The sequence below is a fragment of the Bradyrhizobium sp. C-145 genome (genome assembly GCF_023375135.1).
Lineage (GTDB): Bacteria > Pseudomonadota > Alphaproteobacteria > Rhizobiales > Xanthobacteraceae > Bradyrhizobium > Bradyrhizobium zhanjiangense.
Genome location: NZ_CP088150.1, coordinates 1,807,647 through 1,825,124 on the forward strand (window position 1 = coordinate 1,807,647; position 17,478 = coordinate 1,825,124).

General features: G+C 65.4%; 9 protein-coding genes. 6 read left to right on the forward strand and 3 right to left on the reverse strand.

Annotated elements, in window-relative coordinates; translation table 11 throughout:
• The first annotated feature begins 37 nt into the window (after positions 1-37).
• From LRP30_RS08480 to LRP30_RS08490, 3 genes are all read left to right on the forward strand, one after another.
• Positions 38-2,113: a PQQ-dependent sugar dehydrogenase gene (locus LRP30_RS08480; protein ID WP_249760003.1), complete on the forward strand. Its 2,076-nt coding sequence runs from the start codon at positions 38-40 to the stop codon at positions 2,111-2,113.
• Positions 2,070-3,008: an SMP-30/gluconolactonase/LRE family protein gene (locus LRP30_RS08485; protein ID WP_249760004.1), complete on the forward strand. Its 939-nt coding sequence runs from the start codon at positions 2,070-2,072 to the stop codon at positions 3,006-3,008. The genes LRP30_RS08480 and LRP30_RS08485 overlap by 44 nt, the downstream gene beginning before the upstream one ends.
• A gap of 131 nt (positions 3,009-3,139) precedes the next feature.
• Positions 3,140-4,165, forward strand: coding sequence for a histone deacetylase family protein (locus tag LRP30_RS08490; RefSeq protein ID WP_091884056.1), 1,026 nt, complete (start codon positions 3,140-3,142; stop codon positions 4,163-4,165).
• A 103-nt stretch (positions 4,166-4,268) separates the two neighbouring features.
• On the opposite strand, the gene LRP30_RS08495 is transcribed toward LRP30_RS08490, so the two are convergent.
• From LRP30_RS08495 to LRP30_RS08505, 3 genes are all read right to left on the reverse strand, one after another.
• Entirely contained in the window at positions 4,269-5,000 is a 732-nt protein-coding gene (locus LRP30_RS08495) for a 4'-phosphopantetheinyl transferase superfamily protein (RefSeq protein WP_249760005.1), read from the reverse strand.
• Positions 5,001-5,202: 202 nt separating this feature from the next.
• Positions 5,203-5,376, reverse strand: a complete 174-nt coding sequence (locus LRP30_RS08500) for a hypothetical protein (RefSeq protein WP_164934413.1) — start codon at positions 5,374-5,376, stop codon at positions 5,203-5,205.
• A gap of 132 nt (positions 5,377-5,508) precedes the next feature.
• Positions 5,509-11,967, reverse strand: coding sequence for a non-ribosomal peptide synthetase (locus LRP30_RS08505; protein ID WP_249760006.1), 6,459 nt, complete (start codon positions 11,965-11,967; stop codon positions 5,509-5,511).
• Between the two features lie 136 nt (positions 11,968-12,103).
• On the opposite strand from LRP30_RS08505, the gene LRP30_RS08510 reads away from it, so the two are divergent.
• The 3 genes from LRP30_RS08510 to LRP30_RS08520 all read left to right on the forward strand — a co-directional run bounded on the left by LRP30_RS08510 (position 12,104) and on the right by LRP30_RS08520 (position 17,406).
• A complete protein-coding gene (locus LRP30_RS08510; RefSeq protein ID WP_249760007.1) occupies positions 12,104-15,568 on the forward strand; it encodes an AAA family ATPase in 3,465 nt (1,154 codons plus the stop codon).
• Between the two features lies 1 nt (position 15,569).
• Positions 15,570-16,364, forward strand: coding sequence for an rRNA adenine N-6-methyltransferase family protein (locus tag LRP30_RS08515; protein WP_249760008.1), 795 nt, complete (start codon positions 15,570-15,572; stop codon positions 16,362-16,364).
• Positions 16,365-16,458: 94 nt separating this feature from the next.
• The gene (locus LRP30_RS08520; protein WP_249760009.1) at positions 16,459-17,406 is read left to right on the forward strand and encodes a DUF6492 family protein; all 948 of its coding nucleotides are present in this window, start codon (positions 16,459-16,461) and stop codon (positions 17,404-17,406) included.
• The last annotated feature ends 72 nt before the right edge of the window (positions 17,407-17,478 follow it).

A 17,478-nucleotide genomic window follows, 5' to 3' on the forward strand; every position in this document is an offset into this window, starting at 1 on the left:
ATGGAACAACCTCCGACGAAAGTCGGGGGAGGCGGCAGTGAAACATCTGACAATCTGCGTGGAGCGCCGGAGCCTGCGCGTGTGTGCAGCCGCCTTCGTCGCGCTCCTGCTTGGTCTTGCCCCCGGGGCATCGTCCGAGTTCGCCAGGAGAGGCGGCTATGCGATCGGCACGGACAACTGCGGCAGCGGCGATCTCGCTTTTCCCAGGATCCAGATCGACATGAAGGCAGGCTTTTGCACCGGCCTCGTCGCCAGCGAGGACGACCGCCTGAAATTCCCGCGCGCGATCATCCAAGTGCCGGGCCGTGACCTGTTCGTGGTGGCCGACATGGGCGGCTGGGGCCATACTGACGGACGGCTGCTGCTGCTCGACCCGCGCGCGCCCCAAGGCCAGCGGTTGAGGGAATTGCTGACCGGCGTCGAGTATCCGTTCGGTCTGGTGATCGGCCCCGACAGGAAGCTCTATGCCTCGACCGCAGAGACGATCTTCCGGTTCGATCCGCTTGCGGACAATCCGCGCGGCACGGTCGAGACCATCATCCGTCGCATGCCCGGCCGACGGATCAGTCTGCCCGACGGCACCAGGCTCGACGAAAGCGCCCATCCGCTCAAGCAGTTTGTCTTTGACAGGAGCGGGCGGCTGTTCGTCAATATCGGCTCACATAGCGACGACTGCATCACGCCGGCACCGATCACGAAGCCTTGCGCGGCCGCCGAGGGCGCGTCCGCGATGGCATCGATCTGGCTGTACACGCCGCCTGCGGGTGGCGTCTTCCCGGCGCTGCAGCCGAGCGATCCGGATCCGCCTCACACCGTCTATGCGCGGGGCTTGCGCAATTCGATGGCGCTGGCGCTGCATCCGAACTTTCCCGATTCCGGCTACGCCTTCCTGCAAGGCGAGAACGGCCGCGACCTGCCAGACATCTTCAAGCCGAACGAGGAGATCAACGCGATCGAGCAAGGCAGGCATTATGGCTGGCCCTATTGTTACGATGTGTCGACGCCGAGCCCGGAATTCAGGGGCGTCCTGCAGTCCGGGGTCTACAAATCGCTCTGCACCGCGAATGCGCTTTACAAGCCGCCGCTCTCGCTGATGCCGCCGCACGGTGCGCCGCTCGCGATGCTCTATTATCACGGCACAAAATTCCCGGAGCTGGAGGGCAAGCTGCTGGTCGGTCTGCACGGCTATCGCCCGACCGGCAGCCGCGTCCTCATCTATGACGTCGACGACCACGGCTTCCCAAAGCCCGTCCCGGCGCCGGTGCACTATCACGTCAGTTGCGCCGCGGACCCGACCCTCAGCTTCCTGACCGATGCCGGCGAAGTCGCCGCCGCGCCGTTCGAGGAGCTGATTTCAGGCTGGCACCGCGTCAACGGCGCGCGGCCGCACGGCGCCCCGGTCGGCATGACGGTGGCGGAAGACGGCGCGATCTGGCTGGTCGAGGACAAGAACAAGACCGTGATCCGCATCGATCGCGCCACAGGCGACGCGCCGGCGCCGCTACCCTGCGACATCCGCAGCCAGGCGATGATCGACCAGCTCGCGGCATTCGTGGTGAGAGACGCACAGAACAGCGTCCGGCTCACGACGCTGCGCAAGGGCCTCGTCGAGAAGCATTGCGTCGGATGCCACTCGGATTTCGGCCTGAAGCCGGGACAATCGGATGCGGACAAGGACGGAGCCGTGCTCCGCTTCATGCTGTCGCAGGACGGCTGGCTCTATCCGGGCGATCCCGACGCCGGCAAGCTGCGCACGCGACTGCGCGGCCTCGGTGCGGAGAAGCTGATGCCGCCGGGCGGTGAGGGCCTGCGGAAGAGCGAGCCGGGTTACACGCGACTGCTCGATATCGCGGACCTGCTCGTTGCGAAAATGGTTCCGGGTACGCGGATGCGGATCAAGCCCGGTCCGCCGCAGCGCAAGTTCTTTGATAAGACCAACAAGGAATGCGGCGAAATACCGGCCGCCAAGGTCGTGGTCGTGACACAAAGGAGCGCTGTAGACAAACCCGGCTTCAGCCGATTCTTCCGGCCGGCCGATCCCTATCTGAACGGCGAGTGCACCGACGGCGATGGCTATTACATCCGGCAGGAATTTCTGGTGCCTGTGCAGTAGCATTTTGCTCGTCGCGACGCTGCCGGCCGCTGCCGAGACCAAGCTGTTTGAAAGCGCACAGGTGACGCCCACGGGCGAATACACCTTCGGCATCGAAGGGCCTGCCGCCGACCTCGACGGCAACCTCTTCGTGGTCAATCTCGGCAAGCCCGGCACCATCGGCAGGCTGCCAGCCGGCGGGGCGGCGTCGGAGCCGTTCACGATGCTGCCCGAAGGCAGCGTCGGCAATGCCATCCGCTTCGATCGGAATGGCACCATGTTCATTGCCGACTACAAGAAGCACAACGTCTTCACGATTCCGAAGGGAGCGACGGAGCCGTCCCTCTGGTTTCACTCCGACGAGATGAACCAGCCCAACGACATCACGATCGCCCGCGACGGCACGATCTATGCGAGCGACCCGAACTGGAAGGGCCGCGAGGGGCACATCTGGCGCATCGCGAAGGCCGCGGACGGATCGGTGCAGGGCCAGGTCATGGCGGCGCCGCGCGCGATGGGCACCACCAACGGCATCGATCTCAGTCCTGACGGCAAGACGCTCTATGTCGGCGAATCCAGCAGCGGCCAGATCTGGTCCTATGGCATCCGGGGCAACGACCTCGTCGACGCAAGGCTCGTCAAGTCGTTCCAGCCCGACACCATCGACGGCCTGCGCACCGATGTCACCGGTCGGCTGTATGTGGCGCGCATTCTCAAGGGCACGATCGCGTTGATGAAGCCCAACGGCGCGGTCGAGCGCGAGATCGCGCTGAGGGCCAAGGAGCCGACCAACCTCGCCTTCGGCGGTGGCGACGGCAAGACCGTCTTCGTCACGCAGCGCCAGGGCGGCTTCATCGAGGCCTTCCGCACCGACCAGCAGGGCCGCGAGCACTGTCTTCAGCGCGGGCGTTGCTGAGCATCACGGGCGATCTGCCTTCAGCGCAGGGCAACGCGACAGGAGCGGCATTCTTCTTGCTTGCATCTGGCCGCCGCGGAGATCAAGACTCTGCGGCACATTAAAGAGCATGCGACCCACGGAGCGTTTGAGTGAAAGCCGTTCATACCGAACTTCATCGCAGCCATGATCCGCAATTCTTCCTGGTTCGCGGTGTCGTCAAGCGCACCACCGAACAGCCCGAGCGCGCCGACCGTCTGCTCAAGGGATTGAAGGATGGCAAGCATCAACTGGTCGAGCCGACGAAATTCGGGCAGGGCCCCCGCGCGCGCATCCATAGTCCGGAATATCTGTCGTTCCTGAGCGAAGCCTGGGATGCCTGGACTGCGCTCGGCGATTCCGGCCCGGAGATGATCGGCAACATCCATCCGGTGCGCCACGCCGCGACCTATCCCACCCACATCGTCGGCAAGCTCGGCTGGCACACCGCCGACACCGCCGCGCCGATCGGGCCAGGCACGTGGGCGGCCGCCTGTGCCGCGACCGACGTCGCAGTCACCGCGGCGCAGATGGTGATGGACGGCGAGGATGCGACCTATGCGCTCTGCCGTCCGCCGGGCCATCACGCCTATCGCGACATGGCGGGCGGCTTCTGCTTCCTCAACAACAGCGCGATCGCGGCGGCTCATCTGCGGCAGAAGCACGAGCGAGTCGTGATCCTCGACGTCGACGTCCATCACGGCAACGGCACGCAGGGCATCTTCTACGCGCGACCGGACGTCTACACGATCTCGATCCATGCCGATCCGATTGCGTATTATCCGTTCGTGTGGGGCTATGCTCATGAGCGTGGCGAGGGCCCCGGCCTCGGCACCAATCTCAACATTCCCTTGGCCATCGGCACCGGCGATGACGGCTACATCCAGGCGCTGGACGTCGCGCGCAAGGCGATCGAGTCCTTTGCGCCTGGCGCCCTCGTCATCGCGCTCGGTCTCGATGCCTCCGAGCACGACCCGCTGAAGGGACTGGCCGTCACCACGCCGGGCTTCCGCCGCATCGGCCAGGCCATCGCGAAAATGGGCCTGCCAACCGTATTCGTGCAGGAGGGCGGCTACCTCTCGGATATTTTGGGCGCGAACCTGACCTCGGTGCTGGCAGGGTTCGAAGAGGCGCGGTGATCTCCGCCTCTTGCCGCCCTTGCCAGAAGCCTTGGCGAAGGCGGATGCGGGCAGAGGCCGGAAAACGCGTCATTGCATCGACGGACGCGCAGCCGCGAGGTCGTCATTCAGCCGCTTCCTGGAGCGGCCAGGCATTGCGGCTGATGGGAAGGCCGCCGTCCGCACGGGAGCCGTCGGCGATCGCGAGGCGATGTGAGGGCGATGGCGAGCACAGCGAGAAGCGCCATCCATGCGGATCGTCGGCGATATCGGGCTTGAAGCTGATCTCGATGCCCGCGCGTGACACCTGCATTGCGAATGCATCGAGCGGCAGATTGAGCCCAAAACCCCTGGCCTTCAGGTAGGCTTCCTTGAGCGTCCAATAGTCGAAGAAGCGCTCGATCGCGTCGGGCTCGGGCAGTCCGCGCAAGACTTCGACTTCCTCCGGGGCAAAGAAGCGAAGCGCGGTGGATAACGGCGCGACGCGCCGGGATACGGTTTCGACGTCGACGCCGACGGCCTCATGCCGCGACACGACGCAGGCGACGCAGCCGTCGGCATGCGACAGGCTGAAATGCAGCGCGGTCGAGGTCTTGGGCGCTGCGACAAACGGCCGCCCATAGCGGCCGGCCGCAAAGGACCAGTCGGAGGGCGCAACGTTGGAGGCGACCTGCGACAGCGCCATGCGCAGCATGGCGTGCGCGAAAATATATTGCCGGCGATGCCGCTCGAACATGAAACGGTCGGCGCGTATCCGCTCGTCGGCCGAAAGCAGGCGCCAGCACGCATCGACGACGCCTGGCGTGTCGATTGTCTCGATCAGTCCGACAAACAGTTCAATTCCGTCGTCTGCCATCAATGAGGCCTTTGGCGTCAGGCGGGAGGGAATCCCCCGGCGCTGGACGCAAGAATCAATTGAGCAGACCGCTTCTAGCGGTCCACTCGGGCGAATCCTTGTCGATTGCTGGCCGGTTTACAGACGCAAGCTTGTGCGAGACCCCAACTCGACAGGTGAGCGGTCGATTCTTAAACAATCGTGCGGCGTCCCCGGCCGACGCTTACTTTTTCTTCTTCCTGGATTTCTTCTTGGCCCCGCGCAGAGCCTTAAGGCTATCGTCGACATCCTTCAGCGCGACCTTGAGCTTGTCTTTCTCGAAGTTGAGCAGCTCTCGCAGTGCCTTGCGGTCCTCCTCGCTGAGCGAGGTCTTCTTCGTAAATTTGATGAAACCCATAACATTTCCCCGGTTGAAAATAATCGTGCAAATCAAAGCCCGCGAACAATCTTGCGCGGTGGCGCCAAATAATCAAGATGCAACTGGATCATTCACAGCTTCGACGAGCCGGCGTTTTCCTCCGGCTTGAAATCAGGCTGCTCTGCGGTCGAGCAATTTGCCGAGAGGCGCGCTGGGCTCGGCGATCGCCGCCGCCAACAACGCGACGAGATCCTCCATCCAGGCGCCGACCATGCGGCCGTCTAACAGCTCCCGCTTGTAATTGCATGAACCAGTGATTCCGGTCGGGCGTTCCTTGAGCATCAGTGACAGCCAGGTCTGGTCGATCGGCAGCACCGGCTGGCCCTCGCGAGCGATGTTGCCGATCGATTCTGTCGCGAGATCAGGCAGATCGAGCGGCTGGCGCAGCGGATTTTGCAGGGTGAAGTAGACCTGGAGCAGCGAGGCCGGATCTACCCCTTCCTGCTCGAGATGGTCGGCCAGGATGTTGAACGGCAGCTCCTGCCGGGCATGCGCGTCCAGCACGCTCTGGCGCACCCGCGCCAAGGCTTGCACGAACGACAGCTCCGGCGTGATTTTGGTGCGGACGATCACCGTGTTCTCGAACGGGCCGACGATTCGGTCAGTGTCCGGCTGGACGCGATTGGCCATGGCGGTGGCGACCACGATGTCGGTGCGGCTCGTCCGCGACAGCAGCAGCGCCTTCAGGCCGGTGAGAAGGCACATGAACAGCGTAGCGTTATGCCGGCCGGCGAACGCCGTGAGCCGGCCGATCAGCTCACGCTCGAGGCTCACCGGATGATGCCCGGTGGATGCACCCGGTCTTGATTCGCCATCGAAGAGCGGGGCCGCGCCGCGCAAATTCTCGGTCCAGTCGGCGAGCTGGCGGCGGGCCGCGTCGGTGCCGCACCACCAGCGCTGCCAGCGCGCGACGTCCGAAAAGGCTGGCGCTCGTTTCGGCAGCGGCACCGACGGATATCCGGCCAGCGCCGCATAGCGGTTCGACAATTCCTCGAACAGCACGCCGATCGACCAGCCGTCGACGATGGCGTGATGCAGCGTCAGCAGCAGCACGTGATCGTTGTCGTGGAGTCGCAACAACCGGGCGCGCAACAGCGGCGCGCGCGTGGTGTCGATCGGAGTATAGGTTTCCTGCTCGATCAGGAGATCGATCTTCCTGAGCTCCAGGGCCCTGCGTCGCTTGTTGTTGTGGGGAAGACCATCGCCGATGACCTCATTGGTCAGGACGCGGCCGAGGGTGCCGGGCGCGACGATGTGGCTGACTGGCCCCTCGCCGTTCCAGTCGAAACTGGTTCGAAGCGCTTCGTGCCGGCGGACGATATCATCGATCGCCTGCGCCAGGGCGGCCCGATCGAGTGGGCCCTTGAGGCGGAAGGCGAATGGCAGGTTGAACAGCGGCAGCCCCGGCAGGTTCTGCTCGATCCGCAGCATCTGATCCTGCGCGATCGAGAGCGTCGGAGGACGGCGGTCGGCCAGCCTCGTTTCAGTTTGCCTTATCCCGCTTGCGGCAGGCTTGCGCGGCTTCGCCGCTACGGCCGCGTCGACCTGCCGGGCCAGCTCTTCGATCGTCGCGGCCTCGAAGATGGTCTTGATCGGCAGCGACACGCCGAGCGCACGTGCGACGCGCGCCATCACCTGTCCCGCGAGCAGCGAATGGCCGCCGAGATCGAAGAAATTGTCGGTCACACTGATGCTCTCGACCTTCAATAGGTCGATCCAGATGTCGGAGATCGCCTTTTCGGTGAAGCGCCGCGCCGGTACGGCCGCATCCGGTCCGGACACGTCCTGCTGCGCCGGCGCCAGCAGCGCAGACCGGTCGAGCTTGCCGTGGGCATTGAGCGGCACCTGATCGAGGAACAGGAATGCGGACGGGATGGCATGGCCCGGCAGCCGGCTCTTCAGGAATTCGCGCAGCTCGCTGGCGCTGCTGGTGCTGCCGGGCCTTGCGACGATATGAGCGATCAGCCTGATATCGCCGCTCGCCTCGCGACGCGGCTCGACGATGCCGGCGTGCACACTCGGATGCTCGGCAAGTACGTTCTCGATCTCCTTGAGCTCGATCCGGTAGCCACGGATCTTGACCTGATGGTCGGCGCGGCCGAGGCATTCGATCGTGCCATCAGCGCGGCGCCGGGCGAGGTCGCCGGTCCGGTAAAGCCGCGCGCCCGCCCGGCGCGAGAACGGATCGGGCATGAAACGCAGCCGGCTCTGGGCGGGATCGTTGATATAGCCGCGGCCGACGCCGGCGCCGCCGATGAAGAGCTCGCCGGTCACGCCGACCGGCTGCGGCTGGAGGCTTGCGTCGAGTACGTAGAGCTGGGTGTTCGGCAGCGGCGCGCCGACCGGAACGTTGCCGGTCGCGATTGCCGGGGCCTTGGTCAGGCGATGCAGGGAGACGTCGTCAGAACATTCCGACGCGCCATAGGCGTTGATCAGCGGCACTTTCGGGCAGCGGGCGAACCAGGCCCGGCAGAGATCGACGGGCAGCGGCTCTCCGGTCGAGATCAGCAGCCGCAACTTGGAGAAGGCGCGTTGGACCTGCGCCTCGTTCATCCGTTCGACGACGACCCGCAACAGCGAGGGAACGATCTCGAGCACCGTGATGCCTTCGTGCGCGATCTCCTGCGCCAGCAGGATCGGGTCCCGCACGGTCGCGTTGCCGCAGATATGCACGCGGGCGCCGACCATGGGACCGGCGAGGAACTGCCAGACTGAAATGACGAAACTCTGTGGCGCGGTCTGCGCGATCACGTCCCTGGCCGTGAGCCCGAGCTCGGAGATGAGCGAGGCCAGATGGTTCGACAGGCCGCGCTGCTCGATCATGACGCCCTTCGGCGTGCCGGAGGACCCGGAGGTATAGACGAGATAAGCGAGGCTCGCGGCGGCGCGCGGTGCGGCGCGGGCCGGCTTGGTCGCCTCTAACGCGATCACGTCTTCGACCTCGGCCACATGGATGCGCTCGACCAGCGGATCGAGCAGCGTCTCGACCATGGCGGACTGGGCCCGCCCGGTCAGCAGCACGCGGGCGCAGCTCGATCCGAGGATGGTCGCGAGCCGTGCCGTCGGCTGGTCGGGATCGAGATTGAGGAAGGCCGCGCCCACGCGCTGCACCGCGATCATCGCGGCGAGCAGGTCGGGCCCGCGTTCCGCCAGCAAGGCGACCACGCTCTCGGCACCAACGCCCTCGCGGGTCAGCCAGCGCGCGACCGCCTGGCTGCGGCGCGCCAGCTCGCGATAGCTCAGGGACGTGCGTCCGTCCGACACCGCAATAGCGTTCGGTGTCGTCCTGACCTGGCGGTAGAAGCGTTCGCTCAAATTGCCGCGCGTGGTGAAATTGGCCGGCACGCCCCGGCCTTTCGCCAGCAATTGGCGGCGTTCGGCTTCGGTCAGCAGCGGCAGGCGCGAGATGCGCTGCTCCGGATTGGCGATGGCCGCCTTGAGCAGGGTCTTGAACTGGGCCGCCATGCCGTCGATCGTCGCCGCGTCGAACAGATCGGTGGCGTATTCGAAGAAGCCGGTGAAACGGCCGTCGGCCTCGACCAGTTCGAGCGTGATGTCGAAGCGCGCCACCTTGGGATCGACTTCCAGCCGCCGCGTCGAGAGGCCCGGGAAGCGCACCGCCTCGATCGAGGCGTTCTGGAGGATGAACATGACCCGGAACAGCGGATTGCCGTCGCTGCGGCGCGCGACTTGGAGCGCGCGCAACACTTCCTCGATTGGAAGATCCTGGTTGCGGTAGGCGTCCAATGTGACCTGCCGCACCCGCCGCAGCATCTCGCCGAAGCTCGGATCGCCGCTGAAATCGTTGCGCAGGATCAGAGTGTTGGCGAACAGCCCGATCAGGCGCTCGCTTTCGATCTGGTTGCGATTGGCGATCAGCGATCCCGTCGCGACATCCTCATGCGAGGTGTGGCGGAACAGCAGGCATTGGAACGCGGCGAGCAGCGTCATGAACGGTGTGACGCCCTGGTTCTGGCTCAGCGTGCGCAGATCGGCCGACAGAGTCTTTGAGAATTCGAGATAGCGACGGGCGCCGTGGCCGCTCCAGATCTCCGGCCTCGGTCGGTCGGTTCGCAGTGGCAGCATGGTGACGCCGTCGAGCTGGGTTCGCCAATAGTCGAGCTGTTCCTTTGCCGCCGGCGTCTGCGCCCAGCTCTGCTGCCACAGCGCAAAGTCGCGATATTGGAAGGCGGGTGGCGGCAGCGCGGCGGCGCTCCTCTTGTGCGCGGCCGCATAATGGGCGGCAAGCTCTTCCCAGAACAGCCGTTGCGACCAGCCGTCGGTGACGAGGTGATGGACGTTGACCACCAGCGCGTGGCTCGTCTTGTCGAATGACAGCAGCGTCACCTTGAGCGGCGGTTCGTGCGAAAGATCGAACGGATGTTGCGCGAGCTTGAGCGCCTCGCGCCGGATCGCTGCGGTCCGCTTGTCCGCAGGGCACGGCTTGAGCTTGATCCGCTCGAACTGCAGTGGCGATTGCAGCACAAGCTGCGCCGGCTCGCCCTGCCGTTCGATGAAAACCGAGCGCAGCGCCTCGTGGCGCACGCAGATCGCCGCGAGGCCCGCAGAAAGCGCCGCGACGTCGACCGGGCCCTTGAGAAGCGCGACTTCGGCGACGTTGTAATTGTAGTTGGTCGGATCGAGCCGCGAGAGCAAATACATCCGCTGCTGCTGGAACGACAGCGGTGCGTCCGCGTCTATGGCCTTGCGCCATGCCGGCAGCGCCGCCTCGCGGTGGCCTGCGGCGGTCTCGAGCCGGGCCGCAAGAGCTGTGACCGTGGCGCAGTCGAAAATGTCCTCGAAGGAGAAATCGACGTTGAAGCGTTCGCGCAGGCGCGAGCGCATCTGCGTCACCGCGAGCGAATCCGCGCCGAGCGCGAAGACGTCCTGATCGGCGCCGACCTGCGGCAGCTCCAATAGACCGGCCCAGATCGCGGCGAGCTGGGTCTCTAGCGCGTTGCGCGGCAGCCGGGCCTCGTCGCCGCCCTCTACTGTTGCGATCAGATCGACCAGCGCATTGCGCTTGACCTTGCCGCTGGCGCCTTTCGGCAGCGCGGTGACGCTGCGGATCAGGCTCGGCACCTTGTAGGGCGCGAGCCGCTTTCGCGCGAACTGGCGTAACTGCTCCGAGCTCGCCTCGGAATTCGGTCGCAGCACCACGACGGCCGCAACGTTCTCACCGAGCTTCTCGTGCGGGACAGCGAACACGCCCGCCTCCAGCACCGCCGGATGGCTGAGCAGGACCTCTTCCACCTCCAGCGGCGAGATCTTCTGCCCGCCGCGGTTGATGACGTCCTTGATGCGGCCAACGATGAAGAGGTAGCCGTCGGCGTCGAGATAGCCGAGATCTCCGGTCCGGAACCAGCCGTTGCGGAACGCGGCCTCTGTCGCCGCCGCGTCATTATAGTAGCCGCGGCTCATGCTGGGGCCGCGCAGCATGATCTCGCCATGCGTGCCGCTCGCGACTGCGCGGCCCGTCTCGTCCATAATCGCGATCTCCGGGCCTGCCGCGCGGCCGACCGATCCGACCTTGCGTAGCTCGAACGGGTTGGCCGCGATCTGCGAGGCCGCCTCGGTCATGCCGTAGGTCTCGAGCACGGGAACGCCGAACGTCGCCTCCAGCCCTTCGAGGATCGCCGGCGCCAGCGAGGCGGAGGCCGAACGGATCACGCGCAAGGACGACGGCCGGACGCGGTCCGGATCAGCTTCCGCTGCCGTCAGCAGCGCGCGATGAATGGTCGGCACCGCCGTGTACCAGGTTGGCTGCAGCTCCCGCATCCAACTGAAGAAGGACGAGGCGTCGAAACCGTCGGTGCAGATCACGCTGGAGCCTGCGGTCAGAGCTGTCAGCAGGCCGGAGATCAGACCATGGGCGTGAAACAGCGGCAGGACATTGAGCAGACGATCGTGCGACGTGAGCGACAGCACGCGGCCGGCATTGTGGGCGGATAGGCACACATTGCGATGCGTCAGCGGCACCATTTTCGGCCGCGCCGCCGTACCTGACGTCAGCAGGATGAATGCATCGTCGTCGCCGCGCGAGGTGCCGCTGGCATTTGCCGGCCCGATCGTCGGCCCGATGAACGCGCAGCCGGCGAGATCGTTCACCGGCCCCGGCACGAAATCGATCACCGCGATGTCGAGCGCCCTGGCGACGTCGCGGCTCGCCGAGTTCATGTCGGCTCGAGTCACGAGAGCCGTCAGCTTCAGTTCGCTGAAATAGCGCTGCAGCTCGTCCGCGGTCAGATCGGGATCGATGGGGACGCAGGCACCGCTCGAGGCGACCGCGATCAATGCCAGTGCGCTGTCGGCGCCGCGCGGCAGCGCGACGGCGATACGGTCTGCGGGACCGATGCCGAGCCCACGTAAGGTACGGACAAGTTGCTGGATCAATTCGCCCAGTGCGCCGTAGCTGAGGGCCGGCCGGCCCGGGGCGAGGAGGGCGGGTGCCGCCGGCATCTTCCGCGCATGGAAGTCGAGGACGCCGCCGATATCGGCAAAGGACCTGATTTCGGCGCCTACGCCTTCCGATTCCCGTTTCGCTCCGGATGCAATGTCCGACAACGCCATTCCCTTTTGATCTGATTGAGCTATTCTTTCCAGGAGTTAGGGAACGCGTCCAGTCTGAGGTGAAGTTCGGGCCCCAAAATCTGTGGTTGAGGGGTCCAAAGCCCTAGGACGGAGTGATGGTCGGGCAGAAATCACCATGCTGGAGAACGAGCCGGATACGGGAACGGAGGGCGGGCTGAAGCGCTGGCTCGAGGGTATCGGTCTCGGCCACTACACTGATCTGTTCGCGCAGCACCGTCTCGATCTCGACGTCGTGGCGGACCTGACCGAGTCGGATCTAGTCGAGCTCGGATTGCCGCTCGGTGATCGCAAGCGGCTTCAGCGAGCCATGTCGGCGCTATTCCAGGCTGAAACGGCGGAGCCGTCGGCGGCAGTGGCGCCTCCGCAAGCGCGGGCGGAGGTTGGCGCGGAACGGCGTCAGCTCACCACCATGTTCTGCGACATGGTGGATTCCACCTCGCTCTCGGTTCAGTTCGATCCGGAAGACGTGCGCGACATGATCGCGGGCTTCCGCGAAACCTGTGTCCGCGTGGTCAAGCATTACGAGGGCTTTGCCGCCCGTTTCGTCGGCGACGGTATCCTGGTCTATTTCGGTTATCCGACCGCTCATGAGGACGACGCCGAGCGCGCGGTGCGCGCCGGACTCGAGATCGTGCGAGTGCTGTCGAGCGCGCGCGCGACCGAGCCACGCGGTGCGCTCAGCCACTCGCCCGCCGTCCGCATCGGGATCGCGACCGGTCTCGTCGTGGTCGGCGATCTGGTTGGGCAGGGCACCGAGGAGCGCGATTCCGCGGTCGGAGAAACCGTCAATCTCGCCGCGCGCCTGCAAGGCCTGGCGCCGCCCAACGGCGTCGTGATCTCTGCCTCGACCCAAGCGCTGCTGAAGGGGAAGTTCGACTACCGCAATCTCGGCGTCCATGACTTGAAGGGCATCTCCGAGAAGACGCAAGCCTGGCACGTGATGCGCGCCTCGCGGGTGGAGACCCGGTTTGCCGCCGCCATGGGCACGCGGCTGACGCCGCTCGTCAACCGCGAGGAGGAGATCGCGCTATTGATGGGGCGCTGGCAGCAGGTCAAGGACGGCGACGGCCAGGTCGTCGTCAAGTTCGGCGAGCCCGGCATCGGCAAGTCGCGCATCATCCAGGAAATCTTCGAACGGATATCCGGCGATCGCCATGGACAAGTCTCGCTTCAGTGCTCGCCTTACTACACCTCCACGGCGTTCCATCCGTTCGTCGAGCAGCTCAAATTCTCTCTCGGTCTCGACCGCGAGGATGCGTCCGCGCAGTCGCTGGCGAGTCTGGAAACCGCGATCTCCGCTGCGCATGGCGACGTCGAGCAGGTCGCGCCGCTGTTTGCTGCACTGCTGTCGATACCGACCGGCGACCGCTATCCGCGGCTCGACCTTTCGCCGCAGCAGCAGAAGGATGCGACCGTCGCGGCGCTGGTCAATCACTTCCTGGGCCTTGCGCGCGAGATGCCGCTGGTGATTGTGTTCGAGGATCTGCATTGGATCGACCCTACCTCGCGCGAGGTGATCGACCTCCTGGTCGACCGGGTGCAGAACCGGCCCATGCTGGTCATCATCACCGCGCGATCCGAATTCCAGCCGAGCTGGAACGCGCATTCGCATGTCACGACCCTGGTGCTGAACCGTCTGAGCCGGCAGCTGCGCACGACGCTGGTCGAGCGCGTCGCCGGACGAGAGCTGCCTAAGGAAGTCGTCGAGGAGATCATCGTCAAGACCGACGGCGTGCCGCTGTTCCTGGAAGAGCTGACCAAGACGGTTCTGGAATCCAACCTCCTGACCGAGCGGCATGGGCGCTACGTGCTGTCGGGCCCGTGGCGGCAGCTCGCGATCCCGGCGACCCTGACGGACTCGCTGATGGCGCGTCTGGACCGGATGGGACCGTTCAAGCGGATCGCACAGATCGGCGCCACGATCGGCCGCGAGTTTTCCTACGAGACGCTGCACGCGGTCGCCAACACGCCCGCCGAGCAGATCGAAGCCGCGCTCAATCATCTGGAGCAGGCGGGCCTGATCATGCGCCGCGGCCATCCGCCGGACGCGCTCTACTCCTTCAAGCACGTGATGATCCAGAACGCCGCGCATGCGAGCCTGCTGCACAGCGAGCGCCGCAAGCTGCATTCCCGGATCGCCCAGGTGCTCGCCGAGATGTATCCGGAGAAGACCGAGCGCGAACCGGAGCTGCTCGCTCATCACCTGACCGAATCCGGCCAGAGCGAGGGCGCCGCGAGCTTCTGGCTCAAGGCCGGCAAGCAGGCGGCCAAGAGCGGCGCCAATCTGGAAGCGATCGGTCATTTGCGGCGCGGCCTCAGCGTCGTGCAGGCCAATGCGCGCATGCAGGGCGCCGACGAGATGGAGCTCGAGCTGCGGATCGCACTTGGCAACGCGCTGATCGCCGCCAAGGGCTATGCCGTGCAGGAGGTCGAGGAGAACTACATCCGCGCGCTCGAGCTCGGCCAGCAGCTCGACGACGACGAAAAGACCTTCGCCGCCACGCGCGGGCTCTGGGTGTGCCATTTCATCCGCGCCGATCTCACGCGCGCGCACGATCTCAGCGTCGAATTGTTGAGATTCGCCAAGCGCGAGCGGCTGAACCAGCGGGCGCAGCCGTCGCAGCAAACCGGTTATCTGATCGAGGCGCACCGCGCGATCGCGATGACCATGCTCTATCGCGGCCGCTTTGCTGCCGCCCAGCATCACCTGCACCGCTGCATCAACCTCTACAGCCCCGATCTGCACTCCGATCTGATGGAGCGTCACGGCATTGATCCCGGCGTCGTCTCGCTCTCCTATCTCGGTTATCTCCTCTGGTTCCTCGGCCGTCCCGACGCGGCGCGCCAGCACAGCGAGCAGGCGATCGCGAACGCCGAGAAGATCCGCCATCCCTTCACCCTCGCCTTCGCGCTCATGTTCGGCGCCTATCTTTGCCAACATCTGCGTGACGTCGAGGGCACGCGTGATCACGCCAACCGCGCTATGATCATCGCCACCGAGCACAATTTCCTGCACTGGAAGCAGCAGGCGGCGATCCTGCGCGGTTGGGCGGTGGCTCAGCTCGGCGAAGCCGACGAAGGCCTCAGCCAGATGCGCTTCGGCCTCGACGAGTATGAGGCGATGGATTCCTGGCTCGCCGGCTGCTGGTTCCGCTGCCTGCTCGCGGAGGCCTATGCCAAAGTCGGGATGCGAGATGCCGCCTTGCGCGCGTTGGATGGTGCGCTCGCGACCGCAAGACGAACCGGCGATCACTCCTACCTCGCCGAAGTCTATCGCCTGCAAGGCGAGATCACGCTGTCGGACGGCGACCCGGCATCAGTGCGGGAGGCCGAGGATATGTTCGCCCTGTCGCTGGAGACCGCGCGCAAGCAGGGCGCATTGTCCTGGGAGCTTCGTACCGCCGTCAGCCTCGCGCGGCTGTCGCACCAGGCCGGCAGGCGCGAGCACGCAAGGCTCCTGCTCGTGCCCATCGTCGGCAAGTTCAGCGAAGGTTTCTACACGCCGGACCTGAAGCAGGCGATGCAGCTGGTCGACGAGCTCGGTGCGGACGCGCTCGTCCGCGAGCAGGCCGCCCCTTGACATGAGCGATCTTGCCGCAGCGCGTGCGCGTTACGTGGAGACAATCGCAAAGCGCGAGCGGATTGCCTCGCAGCGCTTGCTCGAAGCGCTCGCCACCGTCCCGCGCGAGGGTTTTCTGCCAAGGGGACCCTGGCGCACCAAGAGCGCGACGTCGCGCAGCTATCGGCTGACGCCGGACGCCGATCCCGTACATCTCTACGACAATGTGCTGGTCGCGATCGACGCGCGCCGCCGGCTTGATACCGGGCTGCCGAGCCTGTGGGCGCACTTCATCGACGTGCTCGAGGTCGGGGAGAAGGACCGGGTGGTCCAGATCGGCTGTGGGCTCGGCTATTTTTCCGCGGTGCTGTCGAAGATCGTCGGCCCAAAGGGCAGGGTGCTTGCAATCGAATGCGACGAGCGGTTTGCGAAGCGCGCTGCGGGTCACCTCCGCGCTTATCGCAATGTCGAGGTGGTCCATGGCGATGGATGTGAGAAGATCAGCGAACCCGCCGACGTCATCATCGTGCACGCTGGTTTCACGCACCCGCACCCACTCTGGCTCGAGCAGCTCCGTCCGCGCGGCCGCCTCCTGGTGCCGCTGACGCAGCGGGACCGTGAAGGAGCCGCCCTCAAGATCACGCGCAAGGGCAGGGGTTTTGAGGCCGAGGCGGTGCAGCAGATCCGGATCTTTCCCGGTCAGGGCCGCGGCGTGTCCGCCCTCGACGACCGCGTCGCCGACTGGTGGCAGCGCGCTTCCGCACTGGCGCCACTGCGCTTTCGCAGACTCGAACAGGGGCTGCCGGCGGATGGCTAATACTTCGTTTCATTTTACCTTGATTGCGAATGGACGTATCCAACGCGCCCTGACGCGGCTATGACTGCGGCCTGACTGCCATTCGAGCGCGCCCATGCATTCCGTTGCCCTGCTGACCGCCAGCTACGCCAAGGATATCGAGCGCTTTTCGCTGCTCAGCGAGAGCATCGACACCTGGCTCTCGGGATACACGCGGCATTATGTTCTCGTTAACGATGAGGACGTGCCGCTGTTCGAGCGGTTCGGTTCCGACAAGCGCGTCATCGTCCCGGCCTCGCGTTACCTGCCGAAATGGCTCTTCGCGCTGCCGCCGGCCCTCCAGTTCATCAGCCGGCGCGTCTGGCTTTCGCTGCTCTCGTCACCGGTGCACGGCTGGCACATCCAGCAGATCCTGAAGATCGCCGGCGTCCTCAACGCGCCGGAGCAGCGCGTCTGCATCCTGGACTCGGACAATCTGTTCTTCCGCGAATTCGACGTCGGCCAATACGCCGGCGGTGAGAAGACGCCGCTCTTCGTCACGCCGAAGGCCATCGCTGCCGATGCGCCGCTGCACGCCCTGTGGCTGCGCACGATCGATCAGCTCCTTGGCGTGAACGACCGGTCCTTCCCCGCGGACGACTATGTCGGCAACGCGCTGGTGTGGGACAGAGACACCGCGCGCGCGATGACCGGCGCCATCAAGGCGGCGACGGGGCTAAACTGGGCCCTGGCGCTGTGCCGCAAGAAGAAATTTTCCGAGTACCTGCTCTATGGCCATTTCGTCGCGAGCTCGCCCGCGCACCTGGCCACTCACCAGGTCACGGAAGACAGCATCGCGGTCTCGCACTGGGACGACACGCGCCTCGACCGTCCGGCCATCGAAGCGATGATGCGTGCCGCCTCGCCCGAACAGGTCGCGCTCTGCATCCAGTCCTATTCGTCGACCTCGGTCGACGACATCCGCGATGTGTTCCGGTTGAATTCGCGCGACCGGCGCGCGCCGAGCCTGTCGCCCGATCATATGGGAGAGGTGGCCGCATTCGAGGTGCCGAAGACGCGCTAGAGCATGATCCCGACCCGAGGGGCCGCGTTCGCGCAAAGTGTGCAGCGGTTTTCCGGAAAGATCATGCTCAAA